The 21701-nt window shown below is 39.9% G+C and carries 20 protein-coding genes and 1 tRNA gene; 14 read left to right on the top strand and 7 right to left on the bottom strand.

Features of this window, described 5'->3' with window-relative positions; all coding sequences use genetic code 11:
• Positions 1-315: 315 nt before the first annotated feature.
• A complete protein-coding gene (locus tag VF06_RS01380) occupies positions 316-738 on the top strand; it encodes a response regulator (RefSeq protein WP_099071714.1) in 423 nt (140 codons plus the stop codon).
• Positions 739-759: 21 nt separating this feature from the next.
• Here VF06_RS01380 and VF06_RS01385 read toward each other — a convergent pair whose 3' ends face one another.
• Positions 760-939: a hypothetical protein gene (locus tag VF06_RS01385; protein WP_099071696.1), complete on the bottom strand. Its 180-nt coding sequence runs from the start codon at positions 937-939 to the stop codon at positions 760-762.
• Positions 940-1774: 835 nt separating this feature from the next.
• On the bottom strand, positions 1775-4219 hold the full coding sequence (locus VF06_RS01390) for an AAA family ATPase (protein ID WP_099071713.1): 2445 nt from the start codon (positions 4217-4219) through the stop codon (positions 1775-1777).
• Between the two features lie 358 nt (positions 4220-4577).
• Here VF06_RS01390 and VF06_RS01395 point away from each other — a divergent pair, with 358 nt between their 5' ends.
• The 6 genes from VF06_RS01395 (at position 4578) to petJ (ending at position 8740) form a co-directional block, all read left to right on the top strand.
• Complete coding sequence (locus tag VF06_RS01395) at positions 4578-5483, top strand: carbohydrate ABC transporter permease (protein WP_099071695.1); 906 nt, start codon at positions 4578-4580, stop codon at positions 5481-5483.
• A complete protein-coding gene (locus VF06_RS01400; protein ID WP_099071694.1) occupies positions 5480-6328 on the top strand; it encodes a carbohydrate ABC transporter permease in 849 nt (282 codons plus the stop codon). Before VF06_RS01395 ends, VF06_RS01400 begins: the two co-directional genes overlap by 4 nt.
• A 122-nt stretch (positions 6329-6450) precedes the next feature.
• The gene (locus VF06_RS01405; RefSeq protein WP_244918234.1) at positions 6451-6753 is read left to right on the top strand and encodes a hypothetical protein; all 303 of its coding nucleotides are present in this window, start codon (positions 6451-6453) and stop codon (positions 6751-6753) included.
• Positions 6746-7237 (top strand): photosystem II cytochrome c-550, encoded by a 492-nt coding sequence (psbV, locus tag VF06_RS01410; protein ID WP_099071693.1) that lies wholly within the window; start codon positions 6746-6748, stop codon positions 7235-7237. Before VF06_RS01405 ends, psbV begins: the two co-directional genes overlap by 8 nt.
• A 483-nt stretch (positions 7238-7720) precedes the next feature.
• Entirely contained in the window at positions 7721-8137 is a 417-nt protein-coding gene (petE, locus tag VF06_RS01420; protein ID WP_099071691.1) for a plastocyanin, read from the top strand.
• 258 nt (positions 8138-8395) lie between these two features.
• On the top strand, positions 8396-8740 hold the full coding sequence (gene petJ / locus VF06_RS01425) for a cytochrome c6 PetJ (RefSeq protein WP_099071712.1): 345 nt from the start codon (positions 8396-8398) through the stop codon (positions 8738-8740).
• 198 nt (positions 8741-8938) lie between these two features.
• On the opposite strand, the gene VF06_RS01430 is transcribed toward petJ, so the two are convergent.
• Positions 8939-10588, bottom strand: a complete 1650-nt coding sequence (locus VF06_RS01430; protein ID WP_099071690.1) for a hypothetical protein — start codon at positions 10586-10588, stop codon at positions 8939-8941.
• Positions 10589-11257: 669 nt separating this feature from the next.
• On the opposite strand from VF06_RS01430, the gene VF06_RS01435 reads away from it, so the two are divergent.
• Positions 11258-11953, top strand: coding sequence for an esterase/lipase family protein (locus VF06_RS01435; RefSeq protein WP_099071689.1), 696 nt, complete (start codon positions 11258-11260; stop codon positions 11951-11953).
• 102 nt (positions 11954-12055) lie between these two features.
• Positions 12056-12661 (top strand): cytochrome b N-terminal domain-containing protein, encoded by a 606-nt coding sequence (locus VF06_RS01440; RefSeq protein WP_099071688.1) that lies wholly within the window; start codon positions 12056-12058, stop codon positions 12659-12661.
• Between the two features lie 38 nt (positions 12662-12699).
• On the opposite strand, the gene VF06_RS01445 is transcribed toward VF06_RS01440, so the two are convergent.
• On the bottom strand, positions 12700-14619 hold the full coding sequence (locus VF06_RS01445; protein WP_099071687.1) for a cation:proton antiporter: 1920 nt from the start codon (positions 14617-14619) through the stop codon (positions 12700-12702).
• A 327-nt stretch (positions 14620-14946) separates the two neighbouring features.
• Here VF06_RS01445 and VF06_RS01450 point away from each other — a divergent pair.
• Positions 14947-15019 (top strand) — tRNA-Glu (locus VF06_RS01450).
• A 91-nt stretch (positions 15020-15110) separates the two neighbouring features.
• Here VF06_RS01450 and VF06_RS01455 read toward each other — a convergent pair.
• Positions 15111-15713 (bottom strand): SRPBCC family protein, encoded by a 603-nt coding sequence (locus VF06_RS01455; RefSeq protein WP_099071686.1) that lies wholly within the window; start codon positions 15711-15713, stop codon positions 15111-15113.
• Between the two features lie 8 nt (positions 15714-15721).
• A complete protein-coding gene (locus tag VF06_RS01460; RefSeq protein WP_099071711.1) occupies positions 15722-17740 on the bottom strand; it encodes a GAF domain-containing sensor histidine kinase in 2019 nt (672 codons plus the stop codon).
• Between the two features lie 931 nt (positions 17741-18671).
• Here VF06_RS01460 and VF06_RS42300 point away from each other — a divergent pair.
• Positions 18672-18800 (top strand): hypothetical protein, encoded by a 129-nt coding sequence (locus VF06_RS42300; protein WP_257207488.1) that lies wholly within the window; start codon positions 18672-18674, stop codon positions 18798-18800.
• Between the two features lie 135 nt (positions 18801-18935).
• On the opposite strand, the gene VF06_RS01465 is transcribed toward VF06_RS42300, so the two are convergent.
• Positions 18936-19271: a ribbon-helix-helix domain-containing protein gene (locus VF06_RS01465; RefSeq protein WP_099071934.1), complete on the bottom strand. Its 336-nt coding sequence runs from the start codon at positions 19269-19271 to the stop codon at positions 18936-18938.
• Between the two features lie 71 nt (positions 19272-19342).
• Here VF06_RS01465 and VF06_RS01470 point away from each other — a divergent pair, with 71 nt between their 5' ends.
• The 3 genes from VF06_RS01470 to VF06_RS01480 all read left to right on the top strand — a co-directional run bounded on the left by VF06_RS01470 (position 19343) and on the right by VF06_RS01480 (position 21530).
• Positions 19343-19591, top strand: coding sequence for a hypothetical protein (locus VF06_RS01470; protein ID WP_099071933.1), 249 nt, complete (start codon positions 19343-19345; stop codon positions 19589-19591).
• A 434-nt stretch (positions 19592-20025) separates the two neighbouring features.
• On the top strand, positions 20026-20415 hold the full coding sequence (locus tag VF06_RS01475; protein WP_099071932.1) for an alr0857 family protein: 390 nt from the start codon (positions 20026-20028) through the stop codon (positions 20413-20415).
• Positions 20416-20675: 260 nt separating this feature from the next.
• Positions 20676-21530: a mechanosensitive ion channel family protein gene (locus VF06_RS01480; protein ID WP_099071931.1), complete on the top strand. Its 855-nt coding sequence runs from the start codon at positions 20676-20678 to the stop codon at positions 21528-21530.
• The last annotated feature ends 171 nt before the right edge of the window (positions 21531-21701 follow it).

A 21701-nucleotide genomic window follows, 5' to 3' on the forward strand; every position in this document is an offset into this window, starting at 1 on the left:
GAGACTTTTAACAGGTAAAAAGGAATAAAAATGTACCTAGCTTCCCAGAAAGCAAATATGAATCCTATAAAACTACCTTATTTAGGTATTTAGCCCCTAAGCAAATTGTTGAATACAGTTAGTTGCATCAATTGTGTAAAAAAGCTTAATTTTTTATTAATTTTTGATTTTCACATAATATGATTGAATTATACCAGTATACCTAAAAATGGTATATTATAATTTTTGATTACCTCATATAACTGAACATTTCTGTCGATCTCACAATTCATCTGGCAATAATTGACTTGTAACTTAAAATGATGATAGATGGCAATGACAGCACAATTACTGAACATAAATCACCAACTCGGTTTAAATCAAGCTAGAAGAATTTTGTTAGTCGAAGACCACTATCTTAATAGAATGTTACTCAGTGACTACTTAACTTATTGTGGTTACGATGTCCAGAGTCTATCAGAAGGTTCTGCTTTTTTCTCAACTATTGAAAAATTTCAGCCACATTTAATGTTACTCGACTTGAAATTGCCAGATGTTGACGGTTACTCTCTCTTAAAGCAAGTCCAGCAAAAACCTGATTTGGCAAAAATACCTATTATTGTAGTTTCAGCCTTTGCTTTTAAAGCAGATCAAGAACTAGCTTTGAGTTTGGGTGCGCGTCATTATTTTGTGAAACCTCTAAAACTCAAGGATTTGATCCGGACAATTGAAGAAGAGTTTAGTTTTCGTCATAGATAAGATTTTTTACCGTATCTATATTTACTCCCCTTTTTGCTCGGCGATGAACTCTTCAAGACGCTGACTGAGATTTTGTACAGAATTGCCAATATTGGAAATTTTATTTTGTACTTCTGCTAGCAATAAAACTGCTGCTTGCAGCTCATTAAGCGTTTCAGCTATAGCCTCACGGTATTGGGCTTCAAAGTCTTGCAGATTCATAATTTATTTGTCTGTAATTACCATAATACTTATATTTTCAATAATAAGCATAAATTTAACTTACTAAATCCGTTAATTCGCTTAATATTAAAACTTCAACAAATTAGTGAATTTGATAAAAAATATATAAACCTAACATATTTAATTTTGCCGTCTGTGGGTTGCGTCACCCCCAAAGAGCGAACAGCCTCATTGAACTGAACAAGGAAAGCCCAATCTCTAGTCAATGTGCAAGTTAAATGTAAAATAGCTGACTGGTTTTTGCCAAAACTAAATATGAGTTCTATACAAACAGCGTCTTGTGCATTGAAATAGATAGCGCTAACTATGAATTTAGTGATTTAAATTGAGAATGAAAACATTTGTTGAGTTGACTAACAAGGGGGGATACAGCTTGCTAATTTGCTAAATTACCTAAATAATTTTCGATATCAGATATCAAATTAGTATCATTAAAAAAATAAAATACTTTCCTAAAAATATTTTTATTTTCCATCCAATTAGAAGGAGTACAAGATAAATTCAAGCAGCAAAATTTTGATTTAAATAAATCTTGAAAATTTAACTTATAGCGACAAAATTTAAGTCAAAGCAGAGGCTTTGGTTGAGAAAACTTCTACTTATACTCTTTCAAAGACTTACGCAAAAATAACGTAACTCCGTCATTACGAGCCATAGTGAAGTAATCCCAGCGTCAGTGGGGATTGCTTCCCTACTGGCGTGTCAAGCCTTACATGTTGCAATAAAATTTCTTGTGGGGCGGGCAAGATGCCCACGCCACAAGATTGGATAATTTATTTATTGGAGTTCGATCGCCATTTTAATTATCTTATTATTAATCCAATCCCCATTCTAATTTCAAAGTTTCCAATTTAGGATTCTTCACACTCATTCTTTTACACTCTTCCAAAAATTCCTTCACTTGTTCTTCATTGAGACTTAACCCACCATCTTGCAGATTATTGATGTAAGTAATCACATCTGAAGTTGTCAAAGCTGAATTGATTTCTTCCAAAAGAATAGCATTTTTAATTTCCCGACAAACCAATTCAATGTCAGATGAAGTAAATCTTACGCTTTTGTCAGCTAAAATTTCAAAATTTACTAGCTGATTCAAATCGATTTTTGATAAATAGTGTTTAAATAAATCTATTCTTTCTCCTCTATCTGGTGGGAAAATAGGAATTTTCCAATCCAATCGTCCAGAACGTTTTAAAGCACTATCAATACCGCTTAAATAATTTGTTGCTGCAATGACGATTACATCGCTATTTTGCAGGTTATTTAATTCTATAAGTAATTGATTAATGGTTGCTTTTTGGTCTGTGTGGGCGTTATCTTCGTTACGATTAAAGCCAATGCTGTCTAATTCATCAATGAATAACAACGAAGGAGATTTTTTCTTAGCCTGAGCAAAGATGTCACGAATATTTTTTTGACTTTGACCAATCCAAACGCTGACAATATCAGCAGGAGAGAATTTAAAGAAATATCTACCAGATTCATTAGCAAAGGCATTTGCTAATAGAGTTTTACCGCATCCTGGTAAACCATAAAAAAGAATTCCACCAATTGAACCTTTGTATCCTTTAGATTGCAGTTTGAGAAGTTTAGTTAATTTTTCTTTTTCTTCATTTAGTCCTTTAACTTGGCTAAAATCAAGCTTCAATTCTTTGATACGATTGGTCATGGGATATGCTGGTATTAAGCTAAGTTTTTTAGCTGCATATTCAAAAGATGGATAATCGATAGAATCAAAAGATACTGGTACTAATTGGTGATTTTCATAATCAGGAGACATGATGATTACCTGGAAGCGATCGCCATAATATCCAGAAAATTTATACTCTAGTATTTCCTTAACTTTTTTCAATTGATAATAATTGCGTGCTATCTCAAAACCTGGAATGACCAACCAAACACTTTCTAATTGATTCGGCCAGACTTTTGATTTCCTTAAAACTCTTTTCATGGTATCTAAAAAGAGATTATTATCCTGAAATTCATGGTATTTGAAAGTTTCAATTTCAACCATAATGTGATTTTTAACGTAGACTTCTATAATTTCACTTTGGTATTCTTCCTCATCAGATACATCTTCATCGGCTGTGTCTTCATCTCTAGAAGTCAACTCTACTTCACAGTTAATATCAGATAATTCATATCCTAGATTTTGCAAAGTTTTAATAGCAAAATACTTGAGATAAATAAATTCTTTACTTTCTTGTTGCCACTTGAGGCTATAAAAATGTTCAGCTTTCATCTTCAGCAACAGCTGTGATTCAGCTTGAATTTGCGCTTTTTGTAATTCTAGGAAGTAATCTGCTAAAGAAGCATCATCTTCCTCGATTTGATAATATGGCAGTTCCATTAGTAGACGAAAATGGGCATATACTTCTTCTTGATATTCAATAGACGCTTCATTTGGGTATTTACACCGGAGAGTAAAAGTAAAAGGAATTTTCTGGGCAACTCTATGTACTAAATATCCCAAAGCATCTTCTTGCTGATGTGCTTGAATTTCTAAAAGTGATGGACAATGAAATACAATAAATAATTGTTCAGAATTATATTTATTTGCATATAGCGATATCTGTTCAAATTGTTCGTCAAATTTTTCCGAATCAAGTAATTCTAAACCAGTGTTGCCCAAAATAATGCTACTCATAGTTGAGCGATAAAATTGAAAAATATGAGCATCAGCAATAGAATTTTCTTGTTCGTCTTCACAGTCATCTTCCAAGGCTAGACTGGTAGAAATTTTCCTATGGACAGCTTTTGGTATATTATTATATCCTCCATATTGAGATTTTCTAATTAATTCATAATTCAAAATTTTGACAACAATATCACAAAAGAAATCTTCTACTTGTGGAATCAAAAAAATACCCACAGGTTGATGAGAATCTAAACATGCTTGGAATCGCTCGTATTCTTGTTCGGAACCAAAATCAAACAAGTAGTAAAAAAAATCATGTCTGACTGAAATATTTTGTCTCAATTTGGCTGAAATTGCTTGAGAGTCGGTTACTTGCTTGATTATTTTTATATCTTTAATAGAAATAGCTATCTTTGTGTCTAAGGGAATGTGTAAATCTAATACAGGGTCTGCACAAAGCCCCAGTTCATTCAAAGCACTATTAAAATCATTTACGAATGAATGGCTTCGACGCTGGTAGCCAAACTGTTCTATGATAGTTTTAACTCGCAAGCTTTTTTTGCTTTTCCCAGTTCTTTGGAGTTCGTTTTTAATCGAACGTAAGTAAGCTGTATACGTCATTTTGTATCCTATTGCTTGAGTAGGTTTAATTAGCATTCCCAAGGAAACTAAATATATAGTTCCCTAAGTGAACTCCAAAAAATAAATTCTTCTAGTGAATGCGTTGACTGTTGACTATTGACTGTTGACTGTGAACCATCAACAGTCTTCTAGCGATATGTGCTAGTAAGCCTACGTTTACGCATTCCAAATTTCAAGATTTATTCAATCGAGCTAAATATTTTTTACAGCACCGCACCTTGGTTAGTGATACTAAGTTGCTCCTTTTCCCTTTACCCCTTTTTCTTTCCCCAGCCCGAAAGAAGCGCATTTTTGGGTTGGCAGACCCTAGTATGAGAGATTAAACGGAGGTTTAATAGTGTTTGAAATCAACAGACAACGAAACTACAGGTGGAATATCACAGAAGATTTGGCTGGGTATATGTTCATGATGCCCGCCATTTTGGTTATAGGAACTTTTGTGGTGTTACCTATTTTGTTTGCTGTTTTTCTTTCTCTGCAAAAAGTCCAACTTTTAGGCGGTATTGATTACGAATTCATCGGTTTGGGTAACTTCAGGCGATTAGTTGAAGATCAACGGATTTGGATTGCTTTGAGAAACACAGCTGAATATGTAGCCATTGTTGTACCAGCTCAAACAATCCTAGCTTTAATTTTGGCGGTGACTCTCAATTCTGGAATTCGGGGTAAAAATTGGTGGCGTATTCTCTACTTTTTGCCCACAGTTACTTCTTCAGCAGTGTTAACACTGATATTCATGTGGATTTATAACACTGAGGGGCTACTAAACGATTTTCTAGCTTTTGTGGGGCTACCTACTTATAACTGGTTGGGTGACCCAGCAGTTGCCCTCAAAGGAATTATGATGATGAACATTTGGTCAACTGCACCGTTTTTTATGGTGATTTACCTAGCGGCTTTGCAGGATATCCCCCAAACAGTGTATGAAGCCGCAGAACTCGATGGGGCAAATGAATGGCGGCAATTTATTTACATTACTATTCCTTTGCTCAAGCCTGTAACCTTCTTTGTAATAGCGATGGGCATAATTGGTACTTTTCAATTATTTGACCAATCTTACATTTTTTCTGGCGGTACTGGCGGGCCGAATAACGCTACCTTATCTGTGGTGCTATTAGTTTACCAAGCTGTGTTTCGCAATTTACAGATGGGATATGGTGCAGCGATCGCCTTTTTGTTAGCAGCAGTCATCATTACCTTGACTGTAATTGCGCGGCGACTTTTTGGAGGCGAACAAATTTGACTAGAATTTCTCGCTTGTCCTGGGTTAAAGTCCTGCCCAAAATCTTGTTATATATCTTGCTGACACTCTATGCCCTGATTACCCTCATTCCCTTTCTCTGGGCACTTTCAGCATCATTTAAACCCCTAACAGAAATTGTCAGCAACGAACCCAACTTTTTCCCCAAACATTTCACCCTCGACAACTACAGACAAATCTTTTTACAAGAACCACTATTTTGGCGCTGGCTGTTTAACAGTGTGGTAATTGCCATCAGCGTCACCATTTTAAACTTGTTGTTAAATTCAATGGCGGGTTACGCCTTAGCCAGACTGCGTTTTATAGGCAAACGCTTTTGGTTCTTCTTAATCTTGACAGTATTGGCAGTACCAGCGCAAATTACCTTAATTCCCACATTTTTGATTTTAAAAGCGATCGGTTGGCTGAATTCCTACCAAGGGATGATTGTCCCTAGCATGGTTAACGCCACCTTCATCTTTATGATGCGACAGTTTTTCGTAAATTTTCCTAAAGAATTAGAAGAAGCCGGTCAACTTGATGGCTTAAACACCTTTGGAATTTTCCGCTATATCGTCTTACCCTTGGCAAAACCCGCACTAGCAGCCCAGGCAGTTTTTGTATTTATGGCAAGCTGGAATAATTTTTTACTGCCCATAGTTATTTTATTTGACCCAGAAATGTTTACCTTGCCCTTGGGGCTAAATACCTTCAAAGGTCAATATATTAGCTATTGGAACTACATCATGGCAGCCTCAATGGTATTTACCCTACCAGCTTTAGGTATTTACGCCTTTTTTAATCGCTACTTTATCCAAAGCGTCACATTTACTGGGGGGAAAGGTTAATAATTAATGCCCCATGCCCAATGCCCCAACCCCCAAAACCGTATTTTGGGCAACAAATTGCACTCCTAACGTGATATTGGTATTACAGCGACTCAATCTCTATCTACCAGTTAACAAGCATTATGGGTTTTGCAAACCTAGCGATCGCAGAGATAGCAGCCGACTACAGCATTCCTGTAGAAAAATTGTTTTCTCTCGATAACCAACTCTTAATTGCCGACAAACACCAAAAGAGCCGTTTGGCGTTAGAGGATGCAAAGGCAATTATTTTCCGAATATCTTCTGAAGTCAGCCCGAAAGGTCGGCCATTCGGTGGGTGGTACCGAAGTCACCTAAAAGGCTATCTCAGGCTTTGGATATGCAGATTGAGCATCGCTTTATTAGCTGTGTTGAGCGTCAAAATCTTTAAGGGGAAACATGTTTAGAAGACTAATTGGCGTTGTTGTGGCTACTTTTTTACTCGCCTTTGGGTTGACTGTCGGTAGCGCGTCAGCATTGGAGCTGGACAAAGCTACCCGGACAGTGCCATTAAATGAACAAGGCGACACCGTTGTACTTAGCCTCAAACAAGTCAAAGAAGGCAAAGCCTTATTTGCTTACGCTTGTGCCCAATGTCATGTTGGCGGCGTTACCAAAACTAACCAAAACGTGGGACTAGAACCAGAAGCTCTAGCATTGGCAACACCAAACCGGAATAACATTGAAGGTTTGGTAGATTACATGAAAAATCCCACTACTTATGATGGAGAAGAGGAAATTTCCGAACTACATCCCAGTACTAAGAGTGCAGATATTTTCACAGAAATGCGAAATCTCACGGATGACGATCTAGTAGCGATCGCTGGTCATATTCTCCTACAACCCAAAGTTGTTGGTACTAAATGGGGCGGCGGCAAAATCTACTACTAAATCCTTGAGTTAGCGCATTAGTGCTGAGCCTTTGGGATTGGGTATTGGGTATCGGAAAACAGGCTCTACAAGCAGAGGGGCACAGGGGGAAAGACTTGCAACAACTTCTCCTCTGCTCCCCTGCTCCCCAGCCCCCAGTCCTCAATGCCCAATCCCCTGCTTTCATAAACCTACCTTGTTCGGGTGTTTTACATTTAACTTGCACATTCACCAAAGCTAACAAAAACGTCTTTGGCCCCGCTAAATGAACCTGTCAACTGTCAACTGTCAACAACCACCACAGTTATGCTTTTTTAGCGCGCATTAGCTTATAGGGACTTTGTGTGGTATTGCAGTCTAGTATCTTTTACTGATTGCACAGCTTTTGGTTATAATTTACTCCCCATTCTAAAAAAAAAATTGTATCTACGACATATTGTCATATTTGGCGTTGATTTTATTTAAAATGAGAAAGGAAAAAAAATGTTTGTTTAGGAGAGAGTCATGAAATTTATTTCGGCAAGCTGGCGACGCCTGAGTCTGGCTGTGTTGACAATCCTTTTAGTTGTTAGCAGCTTCGCTGTTTTTACTCCCAGCGCTGCGGCTGAAACATACAAGATCAAACTTGGTAGTGACAAAGGAATGCTGGCATTTGAACCGAAAAATTTGACAATCAAACCAGGTGACACAATTGAATGGGTGAACAATAAAGTTCCTCCCCATAATGTTGTGTTCGATTCTGCGAAAAACCCAGCTGGTAGCAAAGAATTAGCAGCTTCTCTGTCTCATAAGAAACAGTTGATGAACCCTGGTCAAAAAGTAACAACCACCTTCCCCGCAGATGCACCTACTGGTGATTATACCTTCTACTGCGAACCTCACCGTGGTGCTGGCATGGTTGGTAAGATTACTGTTCAATAGCTAGAAACATCGTCGTTGGTACTAGATGATTTTTTCAGCTTCCCTGAGTGAAATCAGCTTATAAGCAACACGCTACACTCCCAGAGTGACCAAACAATGGATAATGGCGGTAATAAGTCATCTGCCTACCGAAGACGCTAAGAACTGCGTAGCAACGGAAGGGTGAACTCATTACCGCCAATTTTGATCGAATTGGACTGAATCTGAAGATCGATCGCGTTTATACTCTTCGTGGAGGCTTGTTGCGAGGAAATTCTCTTGAGAATACTTTCATTAATTTTGCTGTTAGCGATCGCCTTAATCAAACTAACATTCATTAGTCCAGCATTAGCAGCCGAAACATCCAATGGTGCTAAAATCTTCGAGGCAAACTGCGCTTCTTGCCACATCGGTGGTGGTAATGTCCTAATTGCAGAGAAAACCTTGAAAAAAGAAGCATTGTCAAAGTACTTAAAAAATTATGATAACGACTCAATTCAAGCGATTATCCACCAAGTGCACAATGGCAAAAATGCCATGCCTGCCTTTAAAGACAAGTTAAGTTATGAGGAAATTTTACAGGTAGCAGCTTACGTTTTTCAAAATGCCGAACAAGGCTGGTAAGCATACCAAGGGACTTTTTACTGAATGAAAAGTCTTTGTTTTAAATAGCGTCTTTGTTTCAATCCCACCCTTCAAAGGGTGGGATTAAGAGTTCCCTCTAAATGGATTTGATATACACAGTACACCGCTAGGGGCGCATAACTTACGCCCCTGAGATTAACTGTACGTCACCCCTGCTGAAATCCGATCTCAATTGGGCTATTTTTCTGGAGTAGACTTTTGTCTGTTTTGCTTCAGTTGGCGCAACTGTTGTAGTAATTCTTGTTCGGATTCAGGAGTTGGTGTTGCCTGATTTTGATTCACTCTCGGCGTTAATAGCGATTCAGAAGAACTACTAGCTGCTGGTGAAGGGGTAACCTGGTTATTTTTGATCGGCAGTTGCGATGATGGTTTAGAAGTAACTGCTGGTAAAGGCTGGGTTTGATTGGTATTGACTCTTGGTAGAACTAATGGTTTGAGGGTATTTGTCCGTAAGGAAGCAGGCTGATTATTTTTGATTTCCACTTGTGATGATGGCTTTGCAGCATCTGTTGATGCTGGCACAACTAAGGGTTTGAGGGTACGTGCGGGTAAAGGCGCAGACTGATTAGTTTTAATTGGGGCTTCGGAAGACGGTTTAGAAGTAGCCCCTGGTAATGGCGTTAGCTGATTGTTATTGCCTGCTGGTGCTAATGGAAATGGCTTTTGGTCTTGAGTCGTCCCAATTGTGTTGCTACCGTTGTTTTGGAAAACTAGGTTAAATGGGTAAGAACTAATCTTTTTATCTCCCTTGGGGGATTGTTTGTTAAAGTATTCCCTGGCTTTTGTTCGCAATTCTGGGGTAAGTAACTTGTCTTGAAACTTGATATCTAAGACCTTGCCATCAGGATCTACCACTAATACTCCTAAAACAGTTCCTTCTACATTTGGCTTATCTGTAGCTACTGTTTGTCGAATTACTGGTTTTTGTTCTGCATTGGGGTATTCTTTTTCCACTTCTTTTTTCAGAGCAGCATAAGAATCCAGTTGTGCGATTGTCTGTTGAGTTCCTTTAGGGGATAAATCGCTTGCTTGGGATGTTATTCCCCTAGTTCCCATTAAAGTGTTGCTATTTGCTCGACTTTGTTTTATTGAATTTACCAGTAAGTTTTGAGAGATTTTAGACGCATCGTTAGTTGGTTGCGTCATTTGTGGGGTTGGATTTCCTTGTGGTGTTGTGACGGGGGGAATATCTGAAAGATTCTGAGATTGGCCACTTTGGAGAATGTCATCAGGTATGTTCTGTGACTGTAATTGTGGCAAGCGATTGACAGCCAACGGTTGGGGTGTCTCGTATTTGCGATCGCTTTCACTCAAAGAAGAAGCTGGAGGAACTGAAGGAACTGATGGCGAAAATTTCGGGGTGCTATTGTATCTAGAACTGTCAAATTTAGAAGCGTCAAACCCAAAATTATAATTGGGAATCCTCCTGAGAGACTGTCTTGTAGGCACAGAGGAAACCCGATAGCTATTAGCTGATGGAGGTAGGGGAGGCAGCACTAACTGACTTGTGGTTGGTGGTGCCAATGGAGGTAATACACTCTGGGCGTTAAAATTCGGTGTCGAAAGTGGGGCTATTGGGGATAATTGTTGTAAACCTACCTGCGGTTGGGGTGTGCTTTGGGGCAAACGGCTTTGGTCGGCTTGACTCAATTCCAAAAGTCCGACTGTTTTTGATGATGCCGTTTCCTTGGGCTTGTTAGAGTCTATGGGCATCAATGGTACGATCATGGCGATCGCACCGTGGATGCCAACAGAAGCTAAAGCTGCTATCCCAATTGGCTGGGTAATAATTTCTGGTATATTTTTCAGCAGGGAGACATAAGACATGGCTGTTACCGTTCACTCGACTCAGTTGCAGTTGGCTAAAAATTTGCTCTTTGGTGACTATCTTGCAATATATTCCAACAGATGCGTCCCTCTAAGGAAATAATAACTTCCCATCGTGGCAATCCAGACGCTAAGATTACCATTTTCTCAACTTTTGAATTTCTTAATGATGCTCTATCATATTTGTTAAATTCAGCTTGCTAAAAAAATGTGTTATGCAATCACTACTTTTTACTTTTTATTGTTATAAAGCGCACCATTAAAACTAAATATTTCGGATATTTATCAATGTCATATTTCAGATAATTTCAACTAGATCGGAACATTCGATCTATTTTTTTGTCTTTTCTACTGCCTCTTTTTTTACAAAGATTACGTAAAAAATGGCACGTTAAAATGATATATAATACGTCACTTGTGACAATCTTACCACATCAGCCGAGTCTAAAACTGTTGTGAAGTGTACTATTTTCTTGACAATTTAGTCTTAAAACCCATAGACACGTATTTTCAGCTTCCAAGAGTGAGTTAAATATTATAAGGGAACTCAAATAAACACCAGCAGATGGTGGTTGAGTGTTAACTGTGAACCGTCAACGGTCAACAGTCTTCTAATTATTGATTTGTTAAAAAATTCAAAACTTTAAATCTTTGCAGCCAAAATTTTAAATGCCGTTACCAACAGTTATTGTTCCAGGCTATCTAGAAAATGCCATCGCTTATCGGCAACTAGAACAATCTTTACAGCAGTTAAATTTTCCCACAGTCACAGTACCACTACGACGCCGTGACTGGCTACCCACCATTGGCGGCAGACCTGTAACGCCGATTTTGCAACAACTTGATGACACTGTTAAACAGATATTGCAGCAACATAACGCTACTCAAATCAATTTAATTGGTCATTCAGCCGGGGGTTGGATATCGCGCATTTATATGGGAGAAAAACCCTATTTCCCACGCAGTGGTGTCAAAACATCTCTTTGGCAAGCTCATCCCTTGGTTGCAACTCTCATTACCTTGGGTACACCCCACATTAGCCAAGAACGCTGGACGCGTTCCAATCTCGATTTTGTTACTAATAACTATCCCGGAGCTTTTTACAAAAATGTTCGTTACGTTTGCGTGGCGGGCAAAACTATTTTTGGAGCAAGGCGGCGTGGTAGCTGGTTTGCTTACAGTAGCTACAAATTAACCTGTGGCCAAGGTAACACTTGGGGTGACGGAATCACCCCCATTGAAGCAGCTCACTTGAAAGGCGCAGAAAATCTAGTGATTGAAGGAGTCAACCATTCCCCCCGAAGTCCTGGGATTTGGTATGGCTCGCCAGAACCCTTAAAAGCTTGGGTGCAATATTTGATTTAAAAAACTTTATTTTTATATAAGAAAAGCAAAATTCATTAAAATTTATTAGCTAAAATAGTTTTATAAGAATAAATACCTACTTAAGAACAGGAGGGGTGAGCCATGCAAAGCACCCAGTTCGATAGAATTCTGCGACGAGTAGCGACGATATTATCAGTTGTAATTCTGACTTTGTGCTTAATTTACGTTTCTAGCGGAGTTTTACTTTCTTTTTACTACCAGCCGACAGCCGGCGGCGCTTATAACTCATTAAAGACAATTAATACACAAGTGCCATACGGTTGGTTATTTTGGAGATCCCACGAGCTTGCTGGTAACGGCCTGATTGCCGTCGCCTTAATTCAAATCGTAGTTATGTTTTTAAGTCGGCAATTTAATAAAAGTTGGCTGACTGCTTGGATTAGTGGAATTTTATTTACCCTTAGTGCCATCGGACTAAATTGGACGGCGATGATTCTGGACTGGACTCAAGAAGGCTACTGGCGTTTTAATATTGAGTTAAGAACCATCGAAGCCATTCCTTTAATTGGTGGGCAACTGCGCGACATCCTCGCAGGTGGTGGAGCCATCAGTACAGTTACTGTTGAGCATCTTTACACAATACACACTTATTTGATTGCTACAACGACACTAATTCTAGCCATACTGCATTTATCTGCTTTAGTTTGGCAAGAATGGCAACAGAGTGGTGAGGCGCAAAGAAGTTAGGAGTTAAGAGTGAGGAGTTTTATTCTTCCCCTGCTCCCTCATCTCCCAGCACTCTCAGTAGTAGAAAGCTGAGATAAAGGCGCTAAGGGTAGGTCTTCAACTTCTGGTAACTTTTCTAGAGGTAGGGGAGTAGATTGGGTGGCACCGGATAAGCGTTTTAAAAGGCTGGGTCTTGGGTCATGCAATAGGTAGATAATGCGATCGCCAACTTCCCACTCTTGATTAGCTGGCATTACTTGTAAGCGCTCTTTTCGTTCTAACAATAGCGGAATTAATACCCCAGTCCGAATTTTCTCTTGGATGCGATCGTATTGAGTGGAAAACTCTGACTCATTGAGGGTTGTTGTCCCCAGCTTGACTCGCCCATCATTGAGATATTCATTCCAAGTCTTAATGGCTAAATCTGGCATAAAAGCTTGATTAACTTTGTTATTGGCTGAGCTACTAGCTTGGGGGTCACGGGGAAAAACTGCTAACACTCGTGGCGGATTAAACTCTTCAGCTGCTCGTTGAGCCAAAACAAAATTTACCTCACCATTACTTGTCATCGCCAAAAAAGTACCCATAGAAGCAAGTCCGGCTTCTTCCAAAACCGCTCCATCCAAGGCACTACTAGCAATTACCCGCAGATTTTGGGCTTCGGCTTGCAGGAGACATTGGGGGTCAGTATCAATCATGACTACGTTTTCTCCCCGTTCTTGAAAGAACCGAGCAATCAAAAGACTCAAGGGATTACAACCCACAATTACAGCCCCAGTTGCATCTTTGGAGGTTATTTGTAGAAATCTAGCAACCCAGCCAGCCGTTAGTCCTTGGCAGACAACAGTCATGATAATTGTTAAGAATACCAAAGCTTTGATGGAGTCACCGCCATTGATTCCCCGTTGTGTTAACAAAATTGCAAATAGAGAAGCAACAGAGGCGGAAACAATTCCTCTAGGAGCAACCCAACTCAAAAACAATTTCTGCCGCCAGTTGAGGTCACTGTTCCAGGTACAGAACAGGATATTAATTGGGCGAACAACGAACATTAGTACCAAAACAGTGAGTAAACTACCCCAGCCTAAAGCAAACACACTGGCGATGGATAGGTCAGCAGCTAATAGGATGAATAGTACGGAAACGCTGAGAATTGTCAGCTGACCCTTAAAGCTTTTTAACAGACGTTCTTCTGGAACTGAGGAGTTAGCAAACACCGCTCCGGCGACTACTGTCGTCATTACTCCCGATTCACTGCGGATCATTTGCGATAAGGTAAACAAACTCCAAAGTATTGCCAGCACCACTAGGTTTTTCAGCTCGAATGACAAAAAACTGGCACGTTTGAAAATCAAACTCATCAAATAACCACCAGCGCCACCAATTGCGGCACCAACACCCAACCGCATCAGCAAACCAACGATGGCATTAATTGGCTGAGCATCGCCGTTCAAAATCGTATCCAAGACGACGAAAGCCAGGATCGCTCCTACAGGGTCAATTAAAACTCCTTCGCCTTCTAAAAGTGTGGCTACCTGTCGGTCTACATTGATTTGTTTGAGTAAGGGGCCAACGACAGTAGGGCCTGTAACCACGACTATGGAAGCATAGAGAAAAGCTATGTTCCAAGGAAATTCACCCAGCCAGTGGGCAGCCATACTGCCACCAAGCAGTGTGATTAAGGTTCCAAGAGTGACGAGTAATTGTAGGCTAACTGAAACTCTGCCTAATTCTCGCAGATCTAAATTCAGCCCACCTTCAAACAAAATAATTGCCGTTGCTAGGGCAACAATAACTTCCAGTCCAGTGCCTAACAGATTGGGGTGTAACAGTCCTAGACCATCAGAGCCAAATAAGATGCCCAACAGCAATAACAAGACGATGCTGGGTACTCGGAGGTATGCAGCCAAGACTTGGGCGCTAATACCTGCTAGCACAGCGATCGCCATCTGGAGAGTGATTTCAAAAGATGCTTCCATGTTGTAGATTTTGAGCCATTTATTTCAAAATCTTTTGTAAAAAAACTGTAGGTATTAACTCTACAGGGTACAACATCATACCCTTTCTCCTTTGGCGAATTTTGCGTTTTTTCTATTTAGGCATCTACTAAAATTGGCAGCCCTGGAGGTTGAGTAACTCTGCCCCAACCCGGACAAGCATCTACGGACTTTTTTGTGTGTATCCATATCTGTGTATCCTTTTCAAACTTTCGCCTCCACCCAGTTTAGCCGCCACCAACTTTTTTTGGCAAAAGCTATTGACATCCTTGAGAAAATTCGTTAATTTATAAAAGGTCTGAGTCCGATGCCCCCATCGTCTAGAGGCCTAGGACACCTCCCTTTCACGGAGGTAACGGGGATTCGAATTCCCCTGGGGGTACTAAAAAACGAAAAGCTGATATTTTGATGAAGAGGTAACGTTAGTAATAACTATCACTCAGCACTAACTCTGAATGATAGTTTACCAAACATCAGCTTTTTTCACTGGCTAGTTCTTCTACACGTTGGTAAATAGCTAGCAGATTGAACCGCAAATCCTTACTCAAGCGGTTTTCAATAATTGACACTGGCATAGTGAGCTTAGGCCAAACTTGAATTGTATAGCAAAGATTGGTTCCTATCTGCTCTCCAAGGGAATAAGGCTCTAAGCACCAAGTACCAGAGAAGCCTTTAAAATCCCCTTCTACCATACGGAAATTAATTTCTTTCGGGAAGTATTCTTCTAGATCCAGAACTACCCGCGCACAAAAGTTGAAATTTAGTAAGCGCTGGGAGCCTATCTGTTCGAGTCGAATACCGCCGTCAGGATGCTCGATGAGACGACTTTTGGCAAGGTTGGGAATGAAGTCAGCCAAGGCTTCATAATCGGTCAGAACCTTCCAAATTTGTTCCACTGGCTGAGGGATTTGGATTTTAGCACTGATTTGCCGTTGCCGCTGTGCTAGTTTTTCTATTTGAACTTCGACTTTAGCCAATAGGGCAAGTGCATCAGCAGGCAAATCAGCTTCTAAGTTGGTGTCATCAGTGGAACGCTGAAAATCAAGGTTCTCTGTTGTGTTGTATTCTTGAGTCACTTTGCGAATTATGGTTTGCTTTCGTCAGAAAATTGAGGCAGAGTCAGGGTGAAGCAAATTTCGCTCTGTTGAGAATCTGGTATTGGTAAACTTTCAACTGCGATCGCTCCATTGAGATGCTGCACTAAAGACTTGACTAAAGCAAGTCCCAAGCCGGTTCCTGGAGTCCAGCGCCCTTTACCGCGACGGAACTTGTCAAAGATGTAGGTCGCTTCTTCTTCAGAAATGGCACGTCCGATGTTCGTCACTTTTATGATAACTCGATCTATTTGTTCATCGACTTGATGAAAGGCGTGTAGGCGAACGATGGTATCGTGTTCTGAGTATTTACAGGCATTGGTGAGCAATTCTTGGAGAATACGGTCAAAACTTTCCAGTTCAGTTTGCAGTCTGAGGGACTCTTGCGGTAACTCTATGGAAATGTTTAATCCCTTCTCGGCAAGTTTTTTCTCAAAAGATGCTGCTATATGCTCAATTCTAGTATTTAAATCTATAGATTCTAATTGCGGAGCTTCGTGAGGTGACTCTAGCTTCTGGAGTGTCAACAAGTCATTAATTAAGTTAATTTCTTTTGTACATTCCTGCTCTAGAATATCCAAATATCTCAGCTGGCGGTCTGGTGCTATTCCTGGCAAACGTAGGTTGCGAATTGACATCAACATGTTTGTCAAGGGGTAGCGTAAGCGATCGCTCATATTACTCAAAAATTCATCTTTGAGTTCGTTCAACTGCCGCAACTGCTCAACATATTGCCTGGTTCTTTCATGCAATTTTGCTTGAAGTTCCAGACTACTCTGTAGTTTTGCTGTTCGCTCATCGACCAAAGTTTGCACTTGACGCAATGTCTGTGACTGAATGATGGCATTACTCACTTGAGCGCAAACCATTTCCACAAGATTTAATTCTGCTGGTTGCCAACTACGAGGGAAAGATTGCTGTAAGACTAAAAAGCCTAAAATCTTACCTTGACTTTCTAATGGCATCAACAGTACCGCAGGCAATTCCTCTAGTGCAAATAATGGAACAGCACAGGAGATATCATTTTGGGCTGTAAGATCGTCGAAAATTACTGGTTTTCCAGAATCTATAAAGGCACGCTGGCATAAACCACACTCGGAAAGCGAAAAAGACTGATTTAAAATCTCTAGTTTGCTGGTGCGAGAATTTTGTGTCTTCTTTGTCCATTCACCAACTACCGTAGCTTTGGCTTTGGGAATTTGTTTCTTCGCTTGAGTCCTAAATAGTGGATCTGTATATTTCAACAGAATCAGTAAACCCCGATCTGCCTGTAGAGATTCAGCAGTAGAGGCAATAACTACTTGGAACATTTGATTAAGCTCCAAGTTACTGCGGCTTAATATGGTTAATTGCTTGATCAAGTTTTGATGTTGATAAGTTTTTTGCAAATCCTGTTGTTGACTAGCAATTAGCTGGGCTTGTGCGAGTCGAGAAAAAGCGATCGCGCAAGATGATTCTACTTCTTTGAGCAGTTGTTTTTCTGATTCACTCCAATCATAAGGTTGGAATTTAATCAGACAAATCACTCCATTGTTATTGCCAGCAAGCCGAGTAGGAATTGCTAAAACTGCTTTTATCGGCAATGGCAGATATTGACATCCAATTACCAGACTATTCTGAATGATAGAAATGTCTTCAATAGTCAATGGTTCAGCAGCACATTGCAGCACTGGGGAGTGCATTAGCAACTGTTCCATCGAAAATATCTCTTCTGGGTGTGGTAACCCTAAATAATCGTCAGCACACCAATTAGTAGCAGTTGGTTCGTCGGAGATCTCACCTGTTACTGAAACCAAGCAGCAGCAATCTACTTGAAAAGTAACTCCTAGCAATCGGGCAATCTCTTGCAGCATCAATGTCGTTGCTGAACTATTAGCAATGATTTGGTTAATCTTGTGTACCAACTGGCGGGCTGGTTCTTCCTGATGCTGCATCAGCTTGACTTGGTAAGGTTGTAGTCGATCTACGTCATTCAAGTAATGTGGCGGCGACGATAAAGGCTTTTTCATTCTTGGCACGCCTTTGGATAAAAAATCCATTGTTTTTGCACCCAACCTTTTGGCATATTCTTCACCGTTAGTTGTGTTGCTACACCCTGATAATTGACAAATTTTGTATGAATACTTTCTCTCACCTGTTATAGCCCTTTTCTATGTCAGATGGCCAAGTTTCCAAATATATTAAGCAAATTGCTACATGAATACTTAGATAGTTAAGATATGCTAAAATCCCTTAGCCAGATTATTTTTCGTTTCTTTATATTGATATGATTAACTAACTTTGACTTAGAATATCCTGTCTGTAAGTATACATAAACCGTAATTACTCTAGAATCAAACCCCAAGTACCAGTAGTTTTATCCGTAATATTACTTAATAAGATTTATTTTTTTAGTAAAAATTATCCAAATTTTAGTACATTTACAAGCTGTTCTTGAATCTAGTTTTAGTCTCAAAAAGATACAAAAAAGCTGAAGGTATCAAAAATAGAAAGATAAAAGATTAGGACTTCGCTTTGGTGACTTAGGAGGGGAAAGGGGAAAGGGGRAAGGGGAACCTTACCGTTTAGCCCTTCCCCTTTACCCAGCCCTCACGCAGCATTTTTGGGTTGGTAGACCACTAGATGCAAAGAGCTTTTCATAAGATGGGATATTCAACGATCGCATTTGACAGCATTTAAGAGCGATCGCTAGACTTCTTTGGGAACTCCAAAAAATAAACAATAACTTCAAGTTGTAAACCATAGGCTGTTGACTGCGAACCCTCAAGAGGAAGGGTCTGGGGAAAATCAATTCTCCGTACACCCACTCAACCACTTCCTACACAGTGTTTTTGGGTGGAGTGTACCAAAAACAGGATTATTTTTTGACTGTACACCCTGTTCTTGCTCAAGAGTCTACAGTAGCAATGGAATATTTTTTGTACTTGCAAGTCCCTTTTTTTGAGAACGATCGCGCCGGCTTTCCAAGAAATTCTCTGTGTATATCAGGCGGGTGTAGCCTTTGAGTTTGGTTATTGGCAAGAAGTTGTTAACATTGGCGGTTATCCGTTACCAACTTCACAATTATAACTATAAATAAACGTAAATAAATAAACTATAAGTTTTAAAAATATATTTAACCAGCAGAGAAAATCAAGCTAAATTTTGAATGCAGCTCGGTTATTTTGATTAAAATAATCGGGCTGCATTCCTTTGGATATGAAACTATCCAGCCAGACTTTCGACACTCAGAGGAACCATATCGCCATTCCTTGTCAGTCCTAGCAACATTGGCTGTTGGGGTTGTATGAGTTGACCTGTGAGTACACAGCGTTCTTCTTGCTGCGCTGTGGCAGCTATGCTAGCTCGAATATCGGCTTTGGAAAATCGCGGCTTCCATTCACCTGATTTTTGCTGGACATAATTCCAAAGAATATCTCGGATCAAAGCTTGATATCCCTGATTTCCTGCGATTTCTTTGAGTTTATCTTTGAGTTCGCGTTCTAGGCGGATGCTGGTAACTTCCATATCGGTGGTTGGGGTGCGAGCGATTGTATGCATGACTTTTTCTCCTTAAAGGTATAGACAGGATAGTAATACAAGTGTAGTATGTTTAAAGGAATGTTCAATAGGTGAAATTTTCTGTGAAATCCATTTACCCCATCTCTACTTCCTTATGCGCTACCAATTGCCGAGCCGATTGGGAATCAGCTGCTGTGGGAGTGGAGTATTTATTTATGGGCGGTATTAGCCGAAATCATGGGCAAATCACAGAGGGTAAAGATGAGTTTAGATATTTAGGCATTAGTTGGCAGATAGCAAAACCACAACTAGATAAAGAAAGCGGGGGGTACAGGCGAAGGAATACTGTACCGATATAAGACCAGAAAAATTTTCGGTCAATTTCCAACCCCCGCTTCAGGTAAAGAAGAAGCGGGGGTTTTTTATAAGGAGTGAAGCTGTGACGACTGCAAGGCAACTGTTAGAGCAATCCGTGGTGATGTTTTATCAGAATTATTTACCACTATGTGGGAGCAATATCAAGCGGGCGATTGTTTTATGAGTAACAAAAAAGACTCTATTGCTGAGTTTTACCACGGAAAGTGAATGGCAAATTCACTGACTCAAATTGGGAGCAGATGTGGAAACTTTCAGTAATTAATTGGCGAAAAGTCTTACCACCAGGGGATTGTATTTACCAAGATTGCGGTAGCAGCAAACATTTAACGCCAGATTATCTGATACCGCAATGTACAGACTGAAGAGTTTTGGATAAATGTGCAAGCAAACCTGGAATAACAGGAGAGCATAAGGAATGCTGAAATTAACTTACACTGAAAGCAGCTTTTATTTAGAATTTCTCACTCAGTCGCTAGAGGAATGGGTGGCGCAACGAGTGATTTTGGCTCTGCGAGTCGGGCAAACTCTGGCCGTTGAACCCAGTACAGCTTCCTTTTTGCTTCCTGTTGATTTACGGGGAGTAGAAGCACTGAAGGCTGAGGTAAAAAGAGATGACAGAGAAATTATTGCTTTGTCTGTGTGCGATTCCGAATATGTGGAAGTCACCTTGCGGGGTTCTTGGCTATCAGATGGTTCTGAGGATGCTGTGGGTGTATTTGTCACCACAATGAGCGATCGCGCCGAGTTCTTTTTACACAAACTGTGGCAGGAAGCTCAAGCTTGTACTTCTGTGATAAGTGAATAAACGAGATCAAAGGGTGAGTTTAATTTCTCGCCCTTTGTTGTTTTATAGAAGGTAAAGAAACTCCAAAAAATAAACAACAGTACATGGTAGTTGACTGTTGACTGTTCATTGTGAACAGTAGTAAATTTTTAAAAATTTATATTTCCTACTCCCAATTTTCTCAAAAGCCAAATAAAAATTAAAAAAAAAGTATTGATACGTGGTTTTAGTGCAATTTCTTGTATGTTGATTGTGTTTAATAATTCACAAACAAAAAAATTATGGATTTCAGACAGATTAGTCAGGTTGCTAGTCAACTTTTAACTCAGTTTGGGCTGAAAATTTTAGGTGCGATCGCTTTGTGGCTGATTGCTCAACGCTTGATTGATTTTGGATTAAAGCTACTGCGGCGTGCCTTCCGCAGCCAACAAGTCGAACCGACACTAATTAACTATCTTCTGAATATTATTGGTGTCACGCTGAGAATTGTTCTAATTGTGGCAATTCTTGGTTTTTTTGGCATTGAAACAACTTCTTTTGCTGCATTGCTAGCCGCCGCCGGTGTGGCCATTGGTGCAGCATGGGGGGGATTACTGGCGAACTTTGCAGCAGGGGCATTTTTAATTATTTTTCGACCATTTAAAGTTGGTGATTTCATCACAGCTGCCGGTGTCACGGGTACTGTTACAGAAATTGGACTGTTCACAAGCAATATCAATACACCTGATAACGTGTTGACGATTGTGGCAAATAACAAAATATTTGCTGATAATATTCAGAATTTTTCTGCAAATCCTTACCGTCGGGTCGATTTGCTGGCTCAACTGCATCATGATGTGGAACATAATCAAGCCATAACTCTTTTGAAAGCGAAAATTAGTCAAATTCCTAATGTTCTACAAAATCCAGCACCGGATGTGGAAATTCTCGATTTCAACTTGGCAGGGCCAGTTCTAGCAGTACGTCCTTATTGCCATAATGACCACTACTGGCAAGTTTACTTCGATACAAACAAAACTATACGAGAAACCTTTGGCGAAGCTGGGTATCCAGTTCCTGAATATCGTTATACAATTAGCACTTCAACTGGTAATGGGATTACTACTGTTATTCCACCATTATCGGAAATAACTTGAGAATTCAAAGAGTCAGAATTCAGGAGTCAGGAGTCAGGAGTCAGAATTCAGAATTCAGGAGTCAGAATTCAGAATTCAGAATTCAGGAGTCAGAATCCAGGAGTTAGAAGTCAGGAGTCAGAATTTAAAGAATTTTTATAGCTGGCTAGTAGACTTGGCTTGTGTAGTTTA

Source organism: Nostoc linckia z4 (assembly GCF_002608075.1).
Lineage (GTDB): Bacteria > Cyanobacteriota > Cyanobacteriia > Cyanobacteriales > Nostocaceae > Nostoc > Nostoc linckia.

What these genes read in the sequence shown, in the direction of transcription:
- VF06_RS01380 (WP_099071714.1), top strand. Translation starts at nt 316, where the DNA reads ATGACAGCACAATTACTGAACATAAATCACCAACTCGGTTTAAATCAA.
- VF06_RS01385 (WP_099071696.1), bottom strand. Translation starts at nt 939, where the DNA reads ATGAATCTGCAAGACTTTGAAGCCCAATACCGTGAGGCTATAGCTGAA.
- VF06_RS01390 (WP_099071713.1), bottom strand. Translation starts at nt 4,219, where the DNA reads ATGACGTATACAGCTTACTTACGTTCGATTAAAAACGAACTCCAAAGA.
- VF06_RS01405 (WP_244918234.1), top strand. Translation starts at nt 6,451, where the DNA reads ATGGGTTTTGCAAACCTAGCGATCGCAGAGATAGCAGCCGACTACAGC.
- psbV (WP_099071693.1), top strand. Translation starts at nt 6,746, where the DNA reads ATGTTTAGAAGACTAATTGGCGTTGTTGTGGCTACTTTTTTACTCGCC.
- petE (WP_099071691.1), top strand. Translation starts at nt 7,721, where the DNA reads ATGAAATTTATTTCGGCAAGCTGGCGACGCCTGAGTCTGGCTGTGTTG.
- VF06_RS01430 (WP_099071690.1), bottom strand. Translation starts at nt 10,588, where the DNA reads ATGTCTTATGTCTCCCTGCTGAAAAATATACCAGAAATTATTACCCAG.
- VF06_RS01435 (WP_099071689.1), top strand. Translation starts at nt 11,258, where the DNA reads ATGCCGTTACCAACAGTTATTGTTCCAGGCTATCTAGAAAATGCCATC.
- VF06_RS01440 (WP_099071688.1), top strand. Translation starts at nt 12,056, where the DNA reads ATGCAAAGCACCCAGTTCGATAGAATTCTGCGACGAGTAGCGACGATA.
- VF06_RS01445 (WP_099071687.1), bottom strand. Translation starts at nt 14,619, where the DNA reads ATGGAAGCATCTTTTGAAATCACTCTCCAGATGGCGATCGCTGTGCTA.
- VF06_RS01460 (WP_099071711.1), bottom strand. Translation starts at nt 17,740, where the DNA reads ATGAAAAAGCCTTTATCGTCGCCGCCACATTACTTGAATGACGTAGAT.
- VF06_RS01465 (WP_099071934.1), bottom strand. Translation starts at nt 19,271, where the DNA reads ATGCATACAATCGCTCGCACCCCAACCACCGATATGGAAGTTACCAGC.
- VF06_RS01475 (WP_099071932.1), top strand. Translation starts at nt 20,026, where the DNA reads ATGCTGAAATTAACTTACACTGAAAGCAGCTTTTATTTAGAATTTCTC.
- VF06_RS01480 (WP_099071931.1), top strand. Translation starts at nt 20,676, where the DNA reads ATGGATTTCAGACAGATTAGTCAGGTTGCTAGTCAACTTTTAACTCAG.